Below are 20,626 nucleotides of genomic sequence, written 5' to 3'. Positions count from 1 at the left end.
TGGATATGAGTCTAGGGTTTGGGGTCTGCTGCAGCCAGTTGATCAGCCAGGCGGACAAAGGCAGCGAGGTCCAATTGTTCCGGACGCAGACCGCCGTCGACACCAGCCGCTTCGATTGCGGCGGCGTCCAGAAGGCCTTTGAGCGTATTGCGCAAGGTCTTGCGGCGTTGGTTGAAGGCTTCACGCACCACGCGCTCAAGCAGGGCGACGTCCTTGGCCGGATGCGGCAGGACCTCGTGCGGAACCAGCCTCACGATGGCTGAATCCACCTTGGGCGGCGGATTGAACGCGCCTGGGCCGACATTGAACAGGTGCTCCACGCGGCAGTGGTACTGGACCATGATCGAAAGCCGGCCCCAGTCGCCGCCGCCCGGCTCGGCAGCCAGGCGCTCCACCACTTCCTTTTGCAGCATGAAGTGCATGTCGCGGATGAGGTCTGCGTGGTCCAGCAGGTGGAAGATCAGCGGCGTGGAAATGTTGTACGGAAGGTTGCCCACTACCCGCAGGCTGTGTGGTTCGGCGTCGAGCCGGCGGAAGTCGAACTTCAGTGCATCGCCCTGATTGAGGCGGAAGTTGGGCAACTGACCGAACTTGTGCTGCAGGATGGGGATCAGGTCGAGGTCCAGTTCGATCACATCGAGCTGGGCACCACTGCCAAGCAAACCTTCGGTGAGCGCGCCCTGGCCTGGGCCGATTTCCAGCAGGCGCTCGCCTTCGCGGGCGTGGATGCTGCGCAGGATGCGATAGATGACGCCAGCGTCGTGCAGGAAGTTCTGGCCGAAGCGCTTGCGCGCGCGGTGTTGGTAGTGTTCGGACATCGAAGGCTCCGGGCCTTGAGGCCAGGCCGAAGGGCCTGGCGTGGAAACTGAATCGCGCAGTTTATCAGGCCCCAGCCCGCGCCGCCTAAGACAGGACGTTAAAGCGGCGCGGGAGGCTGGATCAATGACTGCGTTGCTGTGCGGCCGCCATCTGGTAGGCCGTCTCCAGGGCGACTTCCAGGCTGCCGCAATCGATGCGGCCAGTGCCGGCCAAGTCCAGCGCGGTGCCATGGTCCACCGAGGTACGAATGATCGGCAGACCCAGGGTAACGTTCACCGCTGCGCCGAAGCCCTTGTACTTCAGCACCGGCAGGCCTTGGTCGTGGTACATGGCGAGCACGGCGTCGCAATGTTCGAGGTGCTTCGGCGTGAACAATGTGTCGGCCGGTAGCGGGCCGATCAGGTTCAGTCCTTCGGCGCGCAGGCCTTCCAGGGTTGGCTCGATGATCTCCAGCTCTTCCCGGCCGAGGTGGCCGCCTTCACCCGCGTGCGGGTTCAGGCCGCAGACCAGAATGCGTGGCTGGGTGATGCCGAACTTGTTCACCAGGTCGGCATGCAGGATGCGGCTGACGCGTTGCAGTCGCTCCGGGGTAATTGCCGCGGCGACGTCCTTGAGGGGCAGGTGAGTGGTCGCCAGGGCTACGCGCAGGCCGCGAGTTGCCAGCATCATCACCACCTGGCGGGTCGCGGTGAGGTCGGCGAGGAACTCGGTATGCCCAGAGAAGGCAATGCCGGCTTCATTGATCACGCCCTTGTGCACTGGCGCGGTGATCATCCCGGCGAACAGCCCGTCGAGGCAGCCCTGACCTGCGCGGGTCAAGGTTTCCAGCACATAGTCAGCATTGGACGGCGACAGTTGGCCGGGAATGGCCGGGGTGCGCAGAGGCGTGTCCCACACATACAGGCTGCCAGCAGGGGCTGGTGTTTCTGGTAGCCGGGCCGGATCGACGTCAATCAGCTGAGTGGGCAGGCCCAATTCGGCAGCACGCTGTGCAAGCAGTTCGCGGCTGGCGACGGCAATCAGGGCATGAGGTTGGGCAGTGCGGGAGAGGAGCAGGCAGAGGTCGGGACCGATGCCGGCGGGTTCACCGGGGGTGAGCGCGAAACGAAGGGGAGTCATGGCGAGTCCTGTGCAGGGGGCCGATACGCTGGCGGGGATTGTACCGCCAGCGCACGGCTGAGACTCGCTTGGGATTTACAGCTTGGTTTCGACGTAGGCTTCGTCGCGGATCTGGCGCAGCCAGGCCTGCAGTTCTTCGTCGTACTTGCGGTTGCGCAGGATGTTCATGGCCTGCTGTTCGCGGAACTTCTCGCTGCTGTCGGTAGCGCGGCGACCCATCACTTCCAGTACATGCCAGCCATAGGCGCTCTTGAACGGCTTGGAGAGCTCGCCGGCTGGGGTCTTGCCCATGACTTCGCGGAACTCCGGCACCAGGGCATTGGGGTCGATCCAATTCAGGTCGCCGCCGTTGAGGGCCGAACCCGGGTCTTCGGAGAAGCTCTTGGCCAGTTCGCCGAAGTCTTCGCCAGATTGGATGCGCTCGTAAAGACGCTCGGCAAGGCGCTTGGTGTCTGCTTCGCTGCGAATTTCACTGGGCTTGAGCAGGATGTGGCGAACATGCACTTCGTCGCGAACCAGGGTGTCGCCACCGCGCTTATCCAGCAGCTTCAGGATAATGAAGCCGCCCGGAGTGCGGACGGGCTCGGTAACCTGGCCGGGCCGCAGGGCGCTGATCATGCCGTCGAAGGGCGGGGGCAATTGGGCCGCCTTGCGCCAGCCAATTTCGCCGCCTTCCAGAGCGGTTTCGCCGGCGGAGCGAGAAATGGCCAGCTGGGCGAAGTCGGCGCCTTGCTGGAGCTGCTGGTACAGCTCCTGGGCCTGGCGCTCGGCAGCCTGGATGGTGCTGGGCGAGGAGCCTTCCGGTACAGGGATCAGGATGTTGGCCAGGCGAAACTCTTCCGACAGCTGGATCTTGCCCATATCGGAAGTCAGGAAGTTCTGTACTTCCTGATCGGTGACCTGGATACGTTCAGCCACGCGGCGCTGGCGTACACGACTGATGACCATTTCGCGACGAACCTGGTCGCGTGCGTCGTCATAGGACAGACCGTCACGAGCGAGCGCGCCACGGAACTGGTCGACTGTCATACCATTGCGCTGGGCGATGGCTTCGATGGCCTGGTTCAGTTCTTCGTCGGCGATACGGATGCCGGAGCGGTCGCCGATCTGCAACTGGATATTCTCGATGATCAGGCGTTCCAGCACCTGCTGGCTGAGCACATGCTCAGGCGGCAGAGAGGCGCCGCGCTTGGCGATGGTTTGCTGCACTTCACGCAGGCGCTGGTCCAGCTGGCTCTGCATGATCACATCGTTATCGACAATGGCGACCACTCGGTCGATGGAGCGAACCTCGGCGTGCGCGAGGCCGCCGAGGATCAGGGCGCCCAATAGCAGCGGGCGCAGACAATCAGAGAGCTTGGTCTTCACGTTCACGGTAACCTTGAATGCCTTTTTCCAGGAAGCCTTCGGTCTGGTTGCCCACGACGCCACCGAGGCCTTTGAGGACGATCTGCAGGAAGATCCCGCGGTCGCCACTTTCGTTGGTCGGGTCCGGTGTCTGGTCGAATTCGTCGTAGTCGACCCAGTAGCGGTTGATCAGGCGCAGCTTCCAGCAGCAACTGTCGTACTCGAAGCCGCCAAAGGCTTCCAGCGTACGGTTGCGGTTGTAGTCGTACTGCCAGCGAGCGATGGCGCTCCACTGTGGGACCACCGGCCAGATGACGGAAAAGTCATGTTGGCTGATCTTGTAGTAGTCCTCGATGAAGCCCGGGGTGCCCGGAGTACCGAAGTCGCCACCGCCTACGTTCCAGGTACCGGTGGACTGGTCGAAGCGGATGGTGTCATTGCGGTAGCGATAGCCAGCGTTGACCACCTTGTTCGGATTGTCTTCAGGCTGGTAGTGGAACATCGCACTGCCGGAGCGGGTGCGGTGTGAGTCCGGGTCCCAGTTGAAGTCCGAATTGAAGCGCCAGTCGCGGTTGAAGCGGTACATGTACTCCAGCGCGTAGGGGGAGACCGACGACGTATAGTCCGCACGATCCTTCATTGGAGATGTGCCTGGGCGTCCGCTGAAATTGTCCGGCAGGGTTACTTCTCGATCCTTGAAGTAGAAGGCCTGGCCGATGCTGAATCGTTGCCGCTCGAAGCCGTTCGACTCGATCCAGCGATTGGTTGCTCCTAGGGATAGCTGGTTGGCGTCGCCAATGCGGTCGCGACCACTGAAGCGGTTGTCACGCCACAGCGACGAGTAGCTGAAGGTCGATTCGCCGGTGTCGAACAGCGGAATGTCGGTCTGGTCCTCTTCCGGTACGTAGAGGTAGAACAGACGTGGTTCCAGGGTCTGGGTGTAATTTTTGCCGAAGAACTGGGTCTTGCGGTCGAAGAAAAGGCCGCTGTCGAGGCTGTAGATCGGTACCTGGCGATCCTGGCTGCCATGGAAAGACTGCTCGGCAAAAAGAGAGGTTTTTCCTTGCTGGTCTAGGTCCAGGTCGTACTGGGTATAGGTGTACTTGACTTGCGGCTTGAGGAAGCCCCAGGTCCAATTCATCGGTAGGCTGACGCTTGGCTCTAGGTAGGTTCGGTCGCCATTGGCGCGGGCCAGCCCCTTAAGGTTGTTGTCATTCCAAAACGTGTCGTTGTTGCCGTCGATGTCGGTGAAACGGCCTTCACGCAAGTTGCGGTCGAAACGCACGAACTCGGTGTTGTAGGCGAAGTTCAGGCCACCGGGCTGGAAGGGCAAGGCACCGTTCAGAGTGATCTGCGGCAAGCGGTCATACGGTGTGATGTCCGAAATGGTCGCCAGTTCGTAGGCGTGGGCATTCAACCGCGCGGTGTAGCTATCGCCGCGATAGGTCAGGGTGCCGCGCTGGTTGACGTAGGTGGGGGTGTCCACACCCAGGTCGGTATCCAGGTCGTCGAAGTAGTAGGGATCGCTGATGTCGGTGTAGTCGACTTCGGCCAACAGCCGGGAATCCAGGCCACCGGTGTGCTTCCAGTTGTACAGCCAGCGCTTCTTCTCGTACTCGGACATGAGCTTGCGCTCGTCTTCCTTGTCATCGAGATAGGCAGCGCCCAGTTGGCCTTCACTGCTGTGGGTCAGATAGCGGAACTCGCCTTCCATTAGCAGGCCGCGCTTGGCCATGTAGCGCGGATACAGGGTGGCGTCGTAGTTCGGCGCCAGGTTGAAGTAGTACGGCGTGACCAGCAGGAAGCCGGTGTCGCTGCTGCTGCCGATGGTCGGCGGCAGGAAGCCGGACTGGCGACGATCGTCGATCGGGAAATAGATGTACGGGGTATAGAACACCGGAATGTCCTTGACCCGCAGGGTGACGTTGGTCGCAGTGCCGAAGCCGGTGGCCGGGTTCAGCTTGATGTTGTTGCCCTTCAGGTGCCAGGCATTGTCACCCGGTTCGCAACGGGTGTAGGTGCCGTCCTTCAGACGGATGATCGCGTCTTCCTGACGCTTGGCGTACAGCGCACTGCCGCGCGTGTGCGACTGGTGCAGGACGTATTCGGCGTTGTCGACCTTGGCTTCGCCGTTGTCCAGTTGCAGTTCGGCGCGGTCGCCGACAACCAAGGCGCCCTTGTCACGCAGCTTGACGTTGCCGACCAGCTCGCCACGGTTCTCCGCCTGGTGCAGGTTGGCCTCGTCGGCCTCCACCTGCATGCTGCCCTGGCGCAGGACCACATCACCGGCGAGGGTGGCAACCTGCTTCTCCTGCTCGTAGCGCGAGGCTTTGGCAGAGATGTAGGTCGGCGCATCTTCCATCGGCGTGCTGTCGTCCATACCTGGGCGCGGCGGCTCGATGTAGGACCCGGCGCAGTAAGGACCGGCTTCGGCCAGTTGTGCGGGTGTGAGCTTGTCGCGCGGTACCCAGTCGAGGTGACTGTAGTCAGCGCTGCGGGTTGCCAGGCCTTTGCCTTCTGCCTCGGTCACCAGGGTGGCTTTACTGCCTTCGGCCTCACCTTCCTGGGTGGCCTGCGGAGCGGCACCAATGGTCGAGCTCACGGCGCTGCCGCTATGCACGGGGCGTGGCGGCAGGCTCTCGGTGCTGGCTTTGGGGGCGCATGCCCACCCGCCAGTTGCGGAAGCCTGGCAGTCGAATTGCTCTGCGGCGACGACGAATGAGGTGGCTACTGGCTGGAGGGCCAGCAGGCTGCCGGTCACCAGCAGAGGGAACTTTCTACGAAACGCGGGGGATCTTACTGCCATCTTGTTAGTCCGGGCTTCCTGCGCGCCTTCGACCCGCTAGGGCCGCACGCCTCTCGATGGGCTGAAAAAGATGCTGGATAATAAAGCATGACCCGCACAACGGCTAGCGCCGCCGGAGACCACCCGATGCACCATGAAGACCTGCGACTTCAGCAGCTGAGCCAGTGGCTTGATCAGCAGTTGCCCACCCTGTTTGCTGCCGAAGGCTGGGGCCCCGTGCCGGCTGCCGTGCTGGTTCCGGCCAGCAGTGATGCCAGCTTCCGCCGCTACTTCCGCTGGCAAGCCGAAGGCCGCACCCTGATCCTGATGGATGCCCCTCCGCCCCGCGAGGACTGCCGCCCTTTCGTCAAGGTGGCTGGAATGCTCGCCGAGGCAGGCGTGCATGTGCCCCGCATCCTTGCCGCCGATGTGGAGCAAGGCTTCCTGATCCTCGACGACCTCGGACGCCAGACGTACCTCGAGGTTATCGATGCCGATAACGCCGACCAGTTGTTCGAAGATGCCCTGCAGGCTCTGCTGACATTCCAGAAACGCAGCCTCGATGTGCCCATGCCCAGTTACGACGACGCCTTGCTGCGCCGCGAGCTGCAGCTTTTCCCCGAGTGGTACCTGCAACGTCACCTGGGTATCGAGTTGGCAGTTGAGCGCCTGGCAGCCTGGCAGCGCATTTCCGACCTGCTGATCGGCAGCGCCCTGGCTCAGCCGCAAGTGCTGGTGCACCGGGACTACATGCCGCGCAACCTGATGCTCAGCACCCCCAACCCTGGCGTGCTGGATTTCCAGGACGCCGTGTACGGTCCGGTGACCTACGACGTGACCTGCCTGTTCAAGGATGCCTTCCTCAGTTGGCCTGAAGAACGAGTCGCCGGCTGGCTGGAGCGATATTGGAACCTCGCCCGCGATGCGGGAATCCCGGTCCAGTCCGATTTCGCCGAGTTCCGCCGCGCCAGCGACCTGATGGGGGTGCAGCGTCACCTCAAGGTCATCGGCATTTTCGCGCGTATCTGCCATCGCGATGGCAAGCCCAAGTACCTGGGCGATGTGCCGCGATTTTTTGCCTATATAAAGGAAGTGATCGAACGCCGTCCCGAATTGGCCGAGTTGGGTGATTTGCTGGCAAGCCTGCCCCGAGACGAGGCCGTTCAGCCATGAAGGCGATGATCCTCGCGGCGGGTAAGGGCGAGCGCATGCGTCCCCTTACCCTGCATACCCCAAAGCCCCTGGTTCGCGCCGCCGGGACCCCGCTGATCGAGTTTCACCTCAACGCCCTGGCGAGGGCCGGCTTTCAGGAATTGGTGATCAACCATGCCTGGCTTGGCCAGCAGATCGAGGATCATCTGGGCGATGGCGCACGCTTCGGCTTGTCCATTCGTTACTCGGCAGAAGGCGAACCCCTGGAAACCGGCGGCGGTATTTTTCGCGCCTTACCACTGTTGGGAGATGAGCCTTTTCTGATCGTGAATGGCGATGTCTGGACCGATTTCGATTTCAGCCATCTGCACCAACCACTGGACGGCCTGGCGCATCTGGTGCTGGTGGACAACCCGGCGCACCATCCCCACGGCGACTTCCTGCTGGAGAATGGTCGTGTGCGTGATGCGGTATCGGGCGAGCCCAGCCTCACTTACAGCGGAATTGCGGTAATTCATCCGCGCCTGTTTGAAGGGTGTCAGCCGGGCGCCTTCAAGCTGGCGCCGTTGCTGCGTCAGGCAATGTCCGCTGGACAGGTGACTGGCGAGCGTTTCTCCGGGCGTTGGGTCGACGTCGGCACCCACGAGCGCCTGGCGGAAGTCGAACGCCTGCTGATGACAGAGGCTTGAGTTGGTCTGGCCAGCTACCCTGATCGGCGCTGCTGCGGGATTCGCCCTGGCGAACATCCCGGGAGCCATGCTCGGCGGTTTGCTGGGGCATGTGCTCGACCGGCGCCTGCACCTGGACTCCTGGGGTGCGTTGCGTGCCCGCATGCGTGGCGACCCCGCTATCGACCAACAGGACCTGCTGTTCATCCTGTTGGGGCGCCTGGCCAAGAGCGACGGTCGGGTACAGGAGGCACACATTCAGCAAGCGCGATCAGAGATGAAGCGCATCGGTCTGGATGAAGCGGGTACCCGCCGGGCCATCGCAGCCTTCAGCCGGGGCAAGTCGGGTGGCGACAACCTGCACCCGGCGTTGCACAAGCTGAAGGGCGAGCGGGTAACGGTGGAGCGCTTGCTACGTAGCTGCTGGCAGATGGCGGCGGCAGATGGCCGGATCGGCCAGCGGGAGCGCGCGCTCATTCTGCAATGGGGAAGCTGGCTCGGGCTCGCGGCTCACCAGGTGGAGGCGCTCGGCGCGGGCTATGACACCCCCCAGGGCCTGCCTCCCAAGCGTGGCAATAGCTACAGAGACGCCCTGTCCCTGCTTGGCGTGACTGCCGACTGTGAACCCGCGGTGATCAAGCGTGCATACCGTCGCCTGCTCAGTCAGAACCACCCGGACAAGCTGGCCGGTTCAGGCGCCAGCCCTGCCGTAGTACGTGCCGCGACTGATCGCACCCGCGAGTTGCATAGTGCCTACAACCTGATCCGCGAGCGCCACGGTTTCCGCTGAGCTTTCAACCGTCGGTCAAGGCCTTTCCGGCGCCTGCTTCCAGATGCAGGGTCAACCAGCCACGAATACGGCGGATAAGCTGTTCCTGCTCGGTGGCGCGATCGCCCGGAAGGCCCTTCATGGCGATCTGGATATAGGCCGGGTGCTTCTGCCGCTTGCTCGCGTGGCTACGGCGCAGCGCGGCGTCACGGTCGGCCGGCTGGTCTTTGTAGTAGAAGTCGCCGGTGGCCAGTTTCAAATCGGGTAGTGAATCCTCCAACGCCGGCTCATAGCCTTCGGGCAGCTCCGCTGCCACCAAGAGGAGATTGCGCACATCCTTCGGCTCATTGGCGGCAAGGTACTGCGTCGCCCAATAGGCACCGGTGCCGTGTCCCAGCAACACAATCGCCTTGGGTTTCTGTTGGCGCGCGAAGGCTAGGGCTGCCTCGATTCGGGCGAACACCCGGTCTGTCTGGGTCTTCTGGATAGCGTCGCGGGATTGCGGCGGAGGCGCCGGGTCCGTGCTGGGTTCAGCGCTTCCAGCCTGCTCGGTATTGGCCGGGCCCTCTTCCTGGGCTTTCTCGGGGCTCACAGCAGGTTCCGCCTTCGTCGTTTCCTCGGTCTTCAGCGGGCGCGGTGGCAGCGGGTCGTCGCTGGGGTCTGGCAGCGTCAGGGCGAGGGTGCTCCAGCCGGAGTTCGGCAGGCTGCGCCGCAGTGGGCCGATCGCTTCCGGCCAGTTGGCCGTCTCGCCGTCGCCGGGTAGAAGGATCACCAGCCCACTGGGGTCGCTGACATTGGCAGGCTGCCACAGTGCGAGAAAGCGCTCCTCGCCAGCCTTGAGTTGTTGCTGTTCTCTACTCGGAATCTGGCGCTCCAGGCTGATGGAGTCCTCTTGGCTACGTTCCTCCAGCGGTGCCCGTTCCACTGCCGGTGCAGGTTCCTTGGGCGCTGCCGCGGAGCCCTCTTCCGCCAGCACGGCAGGAGAGGCGGGCAGCAGGGTGAGGCAAAGGGCCGCAAGGGGCAGGCGAATGGCGCGGAGCATCTGGACATTCCTGGTCGAGCTGGGAAACAGGAGCCTAATGGCTCAATGGTCTTTTGTCAGGCCGTGCCTTCGCATGGTTCGTCTTGGCTGGAGTAAGGTATGTCGGCTGTTTCCCCTTGTTGCGGTTGGTCCTCGATGATCCGTGCACTCCTTTCCCTCCTGTTCGCCTTCTGCCTGGCGATGCCTGTACTGGCTGCACCAGCTGGGCTGCCCCTGGACGAGGGGCAGCGGCAATGGCTCGAGAACCATGGACAGCTCCGCGTTGGTGCTGTGCTGCAGGCACCTTACGTCCAGCTGGATCGTCGCCTGCAACAGCTTTCGGGTGCCAACGTCGAGTTGATGAACTGGCTCGCGAAGGCCATGGGCGTCGAGCTGATCTGGCGCACCTATGACAGCCCCGGCGAACTGGAGCAGGCCCTGCGCTCCGAACAGATCGACCTCGCCCCCGGACTTGGGCAGACGCCCGCCGGACTGCGTCTGTGGCTGTTCTCCGATCCCTACATGCGCGTCTCGCAGTTGCTGGTCGGCGAGCGCGAAGGCAATGCCTCAGTGGACCTGGAGCAGCTTGACGCCACTTCGCCTGTAGCCCTGCGTCATCCGAGCGCCGTGGCCGATTACCTGCGCTCGACCTACTCCAACCTCAACCTCAGGCCCATGGACAGCGAGCGGCAGGCCCTGCAGGCCTTGCTTGCCGAGCAGGTACGCTATGCCGTGCTCGACGAGGCCCAGCTCAGCCGATTGTCTCGCGAGCAGGAATTCACCGGACTGGCCGTGGTCGGGGACATCGGTTTTCCGCAGTTGCTGCGCGTTGCATCAAGACGTGATTGGCCGGAACTGGCTGCCATCATCGATATCGCCCTGCGCAGTTTGCCGCCAAAGGACCTCGACCAACTGCATGAGCGCTGGTTGCAGCCCCAGTATCCCCGCCTCGGCGAATCCAGCGGCTTCTGGCAGAACCTCAGCCTTTTGCTCGGCGTGCTGTTGCTCACTGCGGCGGCCATCATCGCCTGGCTTCGGCGGCAGCAGCGTCGTCTGGAGCGGCAACTGCTGGATTCGCGTCACGCACTGCAGTTGCGCGAAGCGGCCGAAGAAGCCCTGCGCCTTACCCAGTTCTCCATCGACCAGAGCACCTTGGGCATACTCTGGGTGAACTGGGACAGCCATGTGCGCTACGCCAACCGCGCCGCCGAACAGATGCTCGGCTATCGGCCGGGCAGTCTTGCGGATCGCCCTCTGGCGGATTTCCAGCCCGAGCTGAACATGGACCGCTGGCTCAATCTCTGGCGCCGCGCACGCAATAGTGACGAAGGCCCGCTGAGTTTCGAGACCCGTTGCCTGCGTCCAGACGGTTCCTGGCTTCCGGCGGATGTGTCGCTCAGTTTCCTGCGCTTCGGCTCCTCCGAATACCTGGTGGTGTTCCTCTCCGATGCCACCGAGCGCCGTCGTGCCCGGGAGGCCGTGGAAGAAAGTGAAGCGCGCCTCAAGGGCATCGCCTCCAACGTTCCCGGGCTCGTATTCCGTCTGGAACGGCCGAAAGCGGGCGCACCAACTGCTTTCGCGTTCATCGGTGAGGGCAGCGAAGGGTTGGTGGGCTACAGCGCCAGCGAGTTGCTGAGTACCGGCCGTGGCATTCGCGGTCTGGTCCATCCAGACGACCGCGACGGCTACTGGGAAAGCCAGCTACAGGCGCTGGATGCAGATCGTGACTGGCACTGGCAGGGCCGAATTCTCACTCGTGATGGCGCTCTGCGCTGGGCGGATATCAAAGCGAGTGCGCGGGTCTTCGAAGATGGCCGTGCGGTCTGGGACGGCGTCGTCTGGGATATCACCGAGAACAAGCAGATCGAGCTGGAGCTGGCGGCTTCCCGTGCGCAACTCCGGGAATTGTCGGCGCACCTGGAAAGCGTGCGCGAAGAAGAGAAGGCTCGCATTGCCCGCGAAGTGCATGACGAACTGGGCCAGGTGCTTACCGTGCTCAAGCTGGAGACTTCCATGTGCGAGCTGGCCTTCGCTGGGCTCGACTCAGGCCTGCGTGACCGCCTGGACAGCATGAAACGCCTGATTGCGCAGCTCTTCCAGCTGGTACGCGATGTGGCGACGGCGTTGCGCCCGCCGATCCTCGATGCCGGCATCGCTTCGGCCATCGAGTGGCAGGCCCGGCGCTTCGAAGCGCGAACACAGATACCGTGCCTGGTGGAAGTGCCTGAGCAGTTGCCGCAGCTGTCCGATGCCAAGGCGGTAGGCTTGTTCCGGGTACTGCAGGAGGCGCTGACCAACGTCATGCGCCACGCTGAGGCACATACTGTCGCGGTTCGCCTGAGCGAAGAAGATGGCGCGCTCTGCCTGCGTATCAGCGACGATGGTCGGGGGTTCGATACCGGCGCCAGACGCGGTAGTTCATTCGGCCTGGTGGGCATGCGCGAGCGCGTGCTGATGCTGGGCGGCAGCCTGCAGATAGAGAGCCAGCCAGGCGAGGGCACCACCCTTTGCGTGCGCGTAGCGTTGGATAAGGAGAAAGCGGCGTGATCCGAGTACTGGTGGCAGAAGACCACACCATCGTCCGTGAGGGCATCAAGCAGCTGATTGGCCTTGCCAAGGACCTCTGCGTGGTTGGGGAGGCCGGCAACGGCGAGCAGCTAATGGAAGTTCTGCGCCAGACACCCTGCGAGGTAGTGCTGCTGGATATCTCCATGCCCGGTGTCAACGGACTGGAAGCCATTCCGCGCATTCGCGCCCTCGGCAATCCGCCGGCGGTGCTGGTGCTATCGATGCACGATGAAGCGCAGATGGCTGCGCGGGCGCTGAAGATCGGCGCCGCCGGTTACGCCACCAAGGACAGCGACCCGGCCCTGTTGCTCACCGCCATCCGCAAGGTGGCCTCGGGTGGTCGCTACATCGACCCGGACCTGGCCGACCGCATGGTCTTCGAGGTAGGGCTGACCGATGCCCGCCCGGCCCATACGCTGCTTTCGGAGCGCGAGTTCTCGGTTTTCGAGCGTCTGGTCCGTGGCGAAGGTGTGAATGAAATCGCCCAGCAACTGGCGGTCAGCAGCAAGACGGTGAGTACCCACAAGGCGCGCCTGATGCAGAAGCTGGGGATGCACTCGGTCGCGGACCTGGTGAAGTACGCGGTCGAGCACAAACTGCTGTGAATGTCCGACAATCGCGCTGTGAATTGTAGGGCGATCCCTACAAGGAATCCTCTCCAAGCCTTATAGCAATCTCTCATACCGCCCGATTTGCGTGGCCTGCCGCCTTCTCTACGCTTTCCACTACGGCAGACACAAAAACAAAGGTGCGGTTATGGCCGAGACACAAGGCAACGACATCCTGGTCAGCTTTCGCGGCGTGCAGAAGAGCTACGACGGCGAGACCCTGATCGTCAAAGACCTCAACCTGGATATTCGCAAAGGCGAATTCCTCACCCTGCTCGGGCCATCCGGCTCCGGCAAGACCACCAGCCTGATGATGCTCGCCGGGTTCGAAACCCCCACCAGCGGCGAGATTCTTCTGGCCGGTCGTTCCATCAACAACGTGCCTCCGCATAAGCGCGACATTGGCATGGTGTTCCAGAACTACGCGCTGTTCCCGCACATGACGGTGGCCGAGAACCTGGCCTTCCCGCTCTCTGTGCGCGGCATGAGCAAGACTGACGCCAGTGAGCGGGTCAAGCGCGCTCTCTCCATGGTCCAGCTGGATGCATTCCGCAATCGCTACCCCGGCCAGCTTTCCGGTGGCCAGCAGCAGCGTGTCGCCCTGGCCCGTGCTCTGGTGTTCGAGCCCCAGCTCGTGTTGATGGACGAGCCCCTCGGTGCACTGGATAAGCAGTTGCGCGAGCACATGCAGATGGAGATCAAGCACATCCATCAGCGCCTGGGCGTCACCGTGGTCTACGTGACCCACGACCAGGGCGAGGCGCTAACCATGTCCGACCGTGTGGCGGTATTCCACCAGGGCGAGATCCAGCAGATCGCTCCGCCGCGCGAGCTTTACGAACTGCCGAAGAACACCTTCGTGGCCAACTTCATCGGTGAGAACAATCGCCTGAACGGCCAGCTGGAAAGCCGCGACGGCGAACGTTGCGTCGTGCGCCTGGGCCGTGGTGAGAAGGTCGAGGCCCTGGCAATCAACGTCGGCCAGCCGGGCGAGCCGGTGACCCTGTCAATTCGTCCCGAGCGCGTGCGCATCAACGGTCACAGCGAGAGTTGCGTGAACCGTTTTTCCGGTCGCGTCGCCGAGTTCATCTACCTGGGCGACCACGTGCGTATCCGCATGGAGGTCTGTGGCAAGCCCGATTTCTTCGTCAAGCAACCTATTGCTGAGCTCGACCCCGCACTGGCGGTAGGCGATGTGGTGCCGCTCGGCTGGCAAGTGGAGCACGTCCGCGCACTGGACCCGCTTCTGGCGGAATGACGCGGCGGCGCCAAGGCATAAGCAACCCTGCACTGTGGAGAAAACAACAATGTCGAAATCCCTGAAACTTACCGCCATCGCCCTCGGGTTGGCCTGCGCCGCTCAGGCAATGGCCGCCGACCTGACCGTGGTGTCCTTTGGTGGAGCCAACAAGAATGCGCAGGTCAAGGCGTTCTACGAGCCCTACCAGCAGAGCACCGGCAACAAGATCATCGCAGGCGAGTACAACGGTGAAATGGCCAAGGTGAAGGCCATGGTCGACACCAACAGCGTTTCCTGGAACCTGGTGGAAGTGGAGTCGCCAGAGCTGTCCCGCGGCTGTGACGAAGGCCTGTTCGAAGAACTGGACGCTGCCCAGTTCGGCAAGGCTGAAGATTTCGTTCCCGGCGCCGTCCAGCCTTGCGGCGTCGGCTTCTTCGTCTGGTCCACCGTGCTGGCCTACAACGCCGACAAGCTGAAGTCCGCCCCCACCAGCTGGGCTGATTTCTGGGACGTGAAGAAATTCCCCGGCAAGCGCGGCCTGCGCAAGGGTGCCAAGTACACCTTGGAATTTGCCCTGATGGCCGATGGCGTCGCTCCCAAGGACGTCTACAGCGTGCTGGCCACCAAGGAAGGCCAGGATCGCGCGTTCAAGAAGCTCGACGAAATCAAGCCGAGCATCCAGTGGTGGGAAGCCGGCGCCCAGCCGCCGCAGTTCCTCGCCTCGGGTGACGTGGTCATGAGCTCGGCCTACAACGGCCGTATCGCTGCCGTGCAGAAGGAAAGCAACCTGAAGGTCGTGTGGGCCGGCGGTATCTACGATTTCGACTCCTGGGCCATTCCGAAGGGTGCCAAGGATGCCGACAAGGCCAAGGAGTTCATCGCCTTCTCGGTCAAGCCCGAACAGCAGAAGATCTACTCCGAGAACATCGCCTATGGCCCGGCCAATACCCAGGCGGTGCCGCTGCTGGACAAGGGCCTGCTGAAGGACATGCCGACCACTCCGGAGAACATCAAGGATCAGGTCGCCATGGACGTCACCTTCTGGGCTGACTACGGCGAGCAGTTGGAGCAGCGCTTCAACTCCTGGGCGGCCAAGTAAGTCCGCCTGTATCCCCCCTCTCCCGATGGGAGAGGGGCGGGGGGTGAGGGGGTTTCCCTCACCCGGCCCCGGTGGGGCCTGAACCTAAATACCTGTTCCAACGGAGTTCGCCATGGCCACTGCAGTGCCCCTGAACGAGGTCGCCGGCCCCAGCCTCAAGCAGCGCCTCGCCCGAGCCGAGCGGATGAACCGCCTGAAGTCCCAGGCGCTGATCCTGCCGCTGCTGATTTTCCTCCTGCTGACCTTCCTGGTGCCCATCGGCGCGTTGCTTTACAAGAGCGTGAACAACCCGGAAGTGGTCGGCTCCATGCCGCGTACGGTCGAAGCCATTTCCAGCTGGGACGGCAAGGCGCTGCCCGCCGAGCCTGTGTACAAGGCCTTGGCCGAAGACCTCGCCGCGGCGCGCAAGAACCAGACAATCGGCGACCTCTCCAAGCGCCTGAACATGGAACTGGCCGGCTACCGCAGCCTGATGGCCAAGACCGCCCGCGCCCTGCCGTTCAAGGCTGAGCCAGCTTCCTACAAGGACGCGCTGGAAAGCCTGGACGAGCGCTGGGGCGACCCTGCGTACTGGCAGGCGATTCGCCGCAACGCCAGCCACCTGACCCCCTATTACCTGCTGGCCGCCCTCGACCATCGCATCGATGATCTGGGAGAGTTGGCCCCGGCTACCCCGGACCAGGCCATCTATCTGGATATCTTTGTCCGCACTTTCTGGATGGGCGCGGTCATCACCGTGATCTGCCTGCTGCTGGCCTATCCGTTGGCCTACCTGCTGGCCAATTTGCCGACGCGCAAGAGCAACCTGTTGATGATCCTGGTGCTGCTGCCGTTCTGGACCTCCATTCTGGTGCGTGTGGCAGCGTGGATCGTGCTGTTGCAGTCCGGCGGTCTGATCAACGGAGCGCTGCTCAAACTGGGTCTGATCGACCAGCCGTTGCAACTGGTGTTCAACCGCACCGGCGTCTACATCGCCATGGTGCACATCATGCTGCCGTTCATGATCCTGCCGATCTACAGCGTGATGAAGGGCATTTCCCCGAGCTACATGCGGGCGGCGATCTCCCTTGGCTGCCACCCCTTCGCCAGCTTCTGGAAGGTGTATTTCCCGCAGACCGTGGCCGGCGTTGGCGCCGGGTGCCTGCTGGTGTTCATCCTGTCCATTGGCTACTACATCACACCGGCACTGCTGGGTAGCCCGAACGACCAGATGGTCAGCTACTTCGTCGCCTTCTTCACCAACACCACCATCAACTGGGGCATGGCCACGGCCCTGGGCGGCATGCTGCTGTTCGCCACCCTGATCCTCTATGTGGTCTACAGCTGGCTTGTCGGCGCTGGCCGTCTGCGTCTGGGTTGAGGAGAACAAGAAAATGCTGAGTCCCTACATGTCTCCGGTCGAGCGCCTGTGGTTCTACACGCTGCGTGGCCTTTGCGGCCTGGTGCTGCTGTTCCTGATCCTGCCGGTGCTGGTGATCATCCCGCTGTCGTTCAATTCCGGCACCTTCCTTGTGTACCCGCTGCAGGGCTTTTCCCTGCGCTGGTACGCCGACTTCTTCAACTCGGCGGAGTGGATGCGCTCTTTGACCAACAGCATGATCGTTGCCCCGGCAGCGACCGTACTGGCGATGGTCTTCGGTACGCTGGCGTCCATTGGCCTGACCCGTGGCGAATTTCGCGGCAAGGCACTGGTGATGAGCCTGCTGATTTCGCCAATGGTGGTTCCAGTGGTGATCATCGGTGTGGCCAGTTACCTGTTCTTCGCCCCGTTGGGCCTGGGTAACAGCTACCTGTCGCTGATACTGGTGCACGCGGTGCTCGGCGTGCCGTTCGTGATCATCACGGTGTCGGCGACCTTGCAGGGCTTCAACTACAACCTGGTGCGTGCCGCCGCCAGCCTGGGCGCACCGCCGCTGACCGCGTTCTTCAAGGTGACCCTGCCGCTGATCGCACCGGGAGTGATCTCGGGGGCGCTGTTCGCCTTCGCCACCTCCTTCGACGAAGTGGTGGTGACCCTGTTCCTCGCCGGCCCCGAGCAGGCGACCCTGCCGCGGCAGATGTTCAGTGGCATACGCGAGAACCTCAGCCCCACCATCGCCGCCGCTGCAACCCTGCTGATCGGCTTCTCCATTGCGCTGCTGCTGGTGCTGGAGTGGCTGCGCGGCCGCAGCGAGCGCATGCGCACATCCATGCCGGAGTAAACGTCTTTAACCTTCACCTGTCCGCGTCCCCGTCGCGGGCAGGTTCTTTTCCGCCTCGCCTCAGTCATCGGTCGAATCCCCGCGCGCCATCCATCCCGGCTACAATTCGCGCCACCGTGATTCTGCCCTGAGGTCAGCCATGCAGCCTTTCGCCATCGCACCGTCGATTCTTTCCGCCGATTTCGCCCGCTTGGGTGAGGAAGTGGAGAACGTTCTCGCCGCCGGCGCCGACATCGTTCACTTCGACGTGATGGACAACCACTACGTGCCCAACCTGACCATCGGCCCCATGGTCTGTTCGGCGTTGCGCAAGTACGGCATCACTGCGCCCATCGATGCGCACCTGATGGTCAAGCCGGTGGACCGCATCATTGGCGACTTCATTGAAGCCGGCGCCACCTATGTCACCTTCCACCCGGAAGCCTCCGAGCACGTCGACCGTTCCCTGCAGCTGATCCGCGACGGCGGTGCGAAGGCCGGCCTGGTGTTCAACCCGGCCACTCCGCTGGACGTGCTGAAGTACGTGATGGACAAGGTCGACATGATCCTGCTGATGAGCGTCAACCCTGGCTTCGGTGGGCAGAAGTTCATTCCCGGCACCCTCGACAAGCTTCGCGAGGCCCGCGCCCTGATCGATGCCTCAGGTCGCGACATCCGCCTGGAGATCGACGGCGGCGTCAACGTCAAGAACATCCGCGAGATAGCCGCTGCGGGCGCCGATACCTTCGTCGCCGGTTCGGCCATCTTCAATACGCCGGATTACGCCGAAGTCATTGCCGCCATGCGCGCCGAGCTGGCCCAGGTCTGATATGGGCACGTTGCACCGGCTGTTCGATGGGCGTCTGCCACGCCTGGTGATGTTCGACCTGGACGGTACCCTGGTGGATTCGGTGCCGGACCTCGCGGCCGCCATTGATCGCATGCTGGTCGCCTTGGGGCGCCCAGTGGCTGGCGTCGAGCAGGTCCGCGAATGGGTTGGCAACGGCGCCCGGGTGCTGGTACGCCGTGCCTTGGCCGGCGGCCTCGACCATTCCTCCGTGCATGACAGCGACGCCGAACGCGGCCTGGAGCTGTTCATGGAGGCCTACGCCGACAGCCATGCGCTGACCACTGTCTATCCCGGTGTGGCAGAAACCCTGAAGTGGCTGAAGAAGAAGGGCGTGGAGCTGGCGCTGATCACCAACAAGCCCGAGCGTTTCGTTGCACCCTTGCTGGACGAGATGAAGCTGGGCCGCTATTTCCCGCTGATCATCGCTGGCGACACCCTGCCGCAACAGAAGCCTGACCCGGCCGCGTTGCTCCATGTGATGCACATGACTGGCGTCAGCCGCGGCGAGGCCTTGTTCGTCGGTGATTCGCGCAATGACGTGCTCGCTGCCAAGGCCGCCGGGGTCAAATGCGTGGCCCTGAGCTACGGTTACAACCACGGCCGGCCCATCGCCGAAGAGGAACCGGCGCTGGTGGTGGATGACCTGCGTGAGCTGCTTCCCGGCGGTTGCGCCGCCCACGGCGCTGCGCTAATGTCGCCGAACTCCTCCGACAATCCGCCTCAACGAGACAGACACGTGGTGGTTCCCTGCAAGCATTGGCTCGAACGAGCCGGAATGAAGATCATCAAGGCCGTCGCCCGTTGGCGCTGGCGCGCCTAATTCATTCTGGCCGGATACTCCGGCGCGCTTTCACACCGACGTCTTTTTCTCCAGGAACCCCTCAAAGGGGTTCCCCGCCCCATGAGGCTGATCATGACCCGCGAAGAATTCCTGCGTTTGGCCGCCGAAGGCTATAACCGCATTCCGCTTGCGTTCGAAACCCTGGCGGATTTCGATACCCCCCTTTCCCTCTACCTGAAGCTCGCTGATACCCCGTACTCCTACCTGCTGGAGTCCGTGCAGGGCGGCGAGAAATGGGGCCGTTACTCCATCATCGGCCTGCAGAGCCGCACTGTACTGCGCGCCCACGGCCCGAAAGTCAGCGTCAGCGTCGATGATGTCGAAGTTGAGTCCCACGATTGCGAAGACCCGCTGGCCTTCGTCGAAGCGTTCAAAGAGCGCTATCAGGTGGCGCCCATCGCTGGCCTTCCGCGTTTCAACGGCGGCCTGGTCGGCTACTTCGGTTACGACTGCGTGCGCTACGTAGAAAAGCGTTTGGCCAATTGCCCGAATCCCGATCCGCTGGGCACTCCGGACATCCTGCTGATGGTTTCGGACGCTGTGATCGTGTTCGACAACCTCGCTGGCAAGCTGCACGCCATCGTCCTGGTCGATCCGACTCAGCCCGAGGCCTACGAGAAGGGCCAGGCGCGCCTGGTCGAACTGCGTCAGAAACTGCGCCAGCCGGTAGTGCCGCGCCTGGGCGTGGACCCCAGCCTGCCTGTCGGGGGTGAGCCGGACTTCCGCTCCAGCTTCACCCGTGAGGACTACGAGCAGGCGGTGCGTGAGATCAAGGAGTACATCCTGGCCGGTGACTGCATGCAGGTGGTGATATCCCAGCGCATGTCGATTCCCTTCCAGGCCGCTCCCATCGATCTGTACCGCGCCTTGCGCTGCTTCAACCCAACGCCTTACATGTACTTCTTCAACTTCGGTGACTTCCACGTAGTGGGCAGTTCGCCGGAAGTGCTGGTGCGCGTCGAGGATGGCCTGGTCACCGTGCGCCCGATTGCCGGCACTCGCCCGCGCGGCGCGACCGAGGAAACCGACCGCGCCCTGGAAGAAGACCTGCTCTCCGATGCCAAGGAGTTGGCCGAGCACCTGATGCTGATCGACCTCGGCCGCAATGACGTCGGCCGCGTTGCCAGCACGGGCAGCGTCAAGGTCACCGAGAAGATGGTGATCGAGCGTTACTCCAACGTGATGCACATCGTTTCCAACGTCACCGGCCAGCTCAAGGAAGGCATCTCCGCAATGGAAGCCCTGCGCGCCATCCTGCCGGCCGGCACGCTTTCCGGCGCACCGAAGATCCGCGCCATGGAGATCATCGACGACCTCGAACCGGTCAAACGTGGCGTCTACGGTGGTGCCGTGGGATACCTGGCCTGGAACGGCAATATGGACACTGCCATCGCGATCCGCACGGCGGTCATCAAGGACGGCGAGCTGCACGTGCAGGCCGGCGCCGGCATCGTCGCCGACTCAGTCCCGGCACTGGAATGGGAAGAGACGCTGAACAAGCGCCGCGCCATGTTCCGTGCCGTGGCTCTCGCCGAACAGACCGCCAAGACCGACGCCTGA

17 protein-coding genes are annotated in these 20,626 nt (G+C 63.0%); 12 read left to right on the top strand and 5 right to left on the bottom strand.

The genetic code is table 11. From position 1 onward, the window contains the following. Window positions 1–11: 11 nt before the first annotated feature. The 4 genes from rsmA to D6Z43_RS17215 all read right to left on the bottom strand — a co-directional run bounded on the left by rsmA (window position 12) and on the right by D6Z43_RS17215 (window position 6,091). Complete coding sequence (rsmA, locus tag D6Z43_RS17230) at window positions 12–818, bottom strand: 16S rRNA (adenine(1518)-N(6)/adenine(1519)-N(6))-dimethyltransferase RsmA (protein ID WP_120653316.1); 807 nt, start codon at window positions 816–818, stop codon at window positions 12–14. A gap of 121 nt (window positions 819–939) precedes the next feature. Then, window positions 940–1,938 carry a 4-hydroxythreonine-4-phosphate dehydrogenase PdxA gene (pdxA, locus tag D6Z43_RS17225; protein WP_120653315.1) on the bottom strand — a complete coding sequence of 333 codons (999 nt, stop codon included), beginning with the start codon at window positions 1,936–1,938 and terminating at the stop codon, window positions 940–942. 75 nt (window positions 1,939–2,013) lie between these two features. Then, on the bottom strand, window positions 2,014–3,306 hold the full coding sequence (locus D6Z43_RS17220) for a peptidylprolyl isomerase (protein ID WP_120655294.1): 1,293 nt from the start codon (window positions 3,304–3,306) through the stop codon (window positions 2,014–2,016). Beyond that, complete coding sequence (locus D6Z43_RS17215; RefSeq protein ID WP_120653314.1) at window positions 3,287–6,091, bottom strand: LPS-assembly protein LptD; 2,805 nt, start codon at window positions 6,089–6,091, stop codon at window positions 3,287–3,289. The genes D6Z43_RS17220 and D6Z43_RS17215 overlap by 20 nt, the downstream gene beginning before the upstream one ends. 126 nt (window positions 6,092–6,217) lie before the next feature. Here D6Z43_RS17215 and D6Z43_RS17210 point away from each other — a divergent pair, with 126 nt between their 5' ends. The 3 genes from D6Z43_RS17210 to D6Z43_RS17200 are packed head-to-tail and all read left to right on the top strand — an operon-like array spanning window position 6,218 to window position 8,680. Further along, entirely contained in the window at window positions 6,218–7,243 is a 1,026-nt protein-coding gene (locus D6Z43_RS17210) for an aminoglycoside phosphotransferase family protein (RefSeq protein ID WP_120653313.1), read from the top strand. After that, on the top strand, window positions 7,240–7,911 hold the full coding sequence (murU, locus tag D6Z43_RS17205; RefSeq protein WP_120653312.1) for an N-acetylmuramate alpha-1-phosphate uridylyltransferase MurU: 672 nt from the start codon (window positions 7,240–7,242) through the stop codon (window positions 7,909–7,911). The genes D6Z43_RS17210 and murU overlap by 4 nt, the downstream gene beginning before the upstream one ends. 1 nt (window position 7,912) lies before the next feature. Beyond that, entirely contained in the window at window positions 7,913–8,680 is a 768-nt protein-coding gene (locus D6Z43_RS17200; RefSeq protein ID WP_120653311.1) for a TerB family tellurite resistance protein, read from the top strand. A gap of 4 nt (window positions 8,681–8,684) precedes the next feature. On the opposite strand, the gene D6Z43_RS17195 is transcribed toward D6Z43_RS17200, so the two are convergent. Next, on the bottom strand, window positions 8,685–9,701 hold the full coding sequence (locus D6Z43_RS17195; RefSeq protein ID WP_120653310.1) for an alpha/beta hydrolase family protein: 1,017 nt from the start codon (window positions 9,699–9,701) through the stop codon (window positions 8,685–8,687). A gap of 135 nt (window positions 9,702–9,836) precedes the next feature. Here D6Z43_RS17195 and D6Z43_RS17190 point away from each other — a divergent pair, with 135 nt between their 5' ends. From D6Z43_RS17190 to trpE, 9 genes are all read left to right on the top strand, one after another. After that, on the top strand, window positions 9,837–12,227 hold the full coding sequence (locus D6Z43_RS17190; RefSeq protein ID WP_120653309.1) for a PAS domain S-box protein: 2,391 nt from the start codon (window positions 9,837–9,839) through the stop codon (window positions 12,225–12,227). Beyond that, window positions 12,224–12,853 carry a response regulator transcription factor gene (locus D6Z43_RS17185; RefSeq protein ID WP_120653308.1) on the top strand — a complete coding sequence of 210 codons (630 nt, stop codon included), beginning with the start codon at window positions 12,224–12,226 and terminating at the stop codon, window positions 12,851–12,853. Before D6Z43_RS17190 ends, D6Z43_RS17185 begins: the two co-directional genes overlap by 4 nt. Before the next feature lie 151 nt (window positions 12,854–13,004). Next, window positions 13,005–14,114, top strand: coding sequence for an ABC transporter ATP-binding protein (locus D6Z43_RS17180; RefSeq protein ID WP_077520863.1), 1,110 nt, complete (start codon window positions 13,005–13,007; stop codon window positions 14,112–14,114). A gap of 49 nt (window positions 14,115–14,163) precedes the next feature. Next, window positions 14,164–15,195: an ABC transporter substrate-binding protein gene (locus D6Z43_RS17175; RefSeq protein ID WP_120653307.1), complete on the top strand. Its 1,032-nt coding sequence runs from the start codon at window positions 14,164–14,166 to the stop codon at window positions 15,193–15,195. Window positions 15,196–15,307: 112 nt separating this feature from the next. Continuing rightward, the gene (locus tag D6Z43_RS17170) at window positions 15,308–16,555 is read left to right on the top strand and encodes an ABC transporter permease (RefSeq protein ID WP_120653306.1); all 1,248 of its coding nucleotides are present in this window, start codon (window positions 15,308–15,310) and stop codon (window positions 16,553–16,555) included. Window positions 16,556–16,568: 13 nt separating this feature from the next. Next, window positions 16,569–17,396 carry an ABC transporter permease gene (locus D6Z43_RS17165; RefSeq protein ID WP_120653305.1) on the top strand — a complete coding sequence of 276 codons (828 nt, stop codon included), beginning with the start codon at window positions 16,569–16,571 and terminating at the stop codon, window positions 17,394–17,396. 139 nt (window positions 17,397–17,535) lie between these two features. Continuing rightward, the gene (gene rpe / locus D6Z43_RS17160; protein ID WP_120653304.1) at window positions 17,536–18,204 is read left to right on the top strand and encodes a ribulose-phosphate 3-epimerase; all 669 of its coding nucleotides are present in this window, start codon (window positions 17,536–17,538) and stop codon (window positions 18,202–18,204) included. A 1-nt stretch (window position 18,205) separates the two neighbouring features. Next, window positions 18,206–19,045, top strand: coding sequence for a phosphoglycolate phosphatase (locus D6Z43_RS17155; RefSeq protein ID WP_120653303.1), 840 nt, complete (start codon window positions 18,206–18,208; stop codon window positions 19,043–19,045). A 93-nt stretch (window positions 19,046–19,138) separates the two neighbouring features. Then, window positions 19,139–20,626 (top strand): anthranilate synthase component I, encoded by a 1,488-nt coding sequence (gene trpE / locus D6Z43_RS17150; protein ID WP_120655293.1) that lies wholly within the window; start codon window positions 19,139–19,141, stop codon window positions 20,624–20,626.

The sequence above is a fragment of the Pseudomonas sp. DY-1 genome (genome assembly GCF_003626975.1).
Classification (GTDB): Bacteria; Pseudomonadota; Gammaproteobacteria; order Pseudomonadales; family Pseudomonadaceae; genus Metapseudomonas.
Note: the sequence above shows the minus strand (reverse complement) of the source record. Positions and strands in the feature narration are given on the sequence as shown.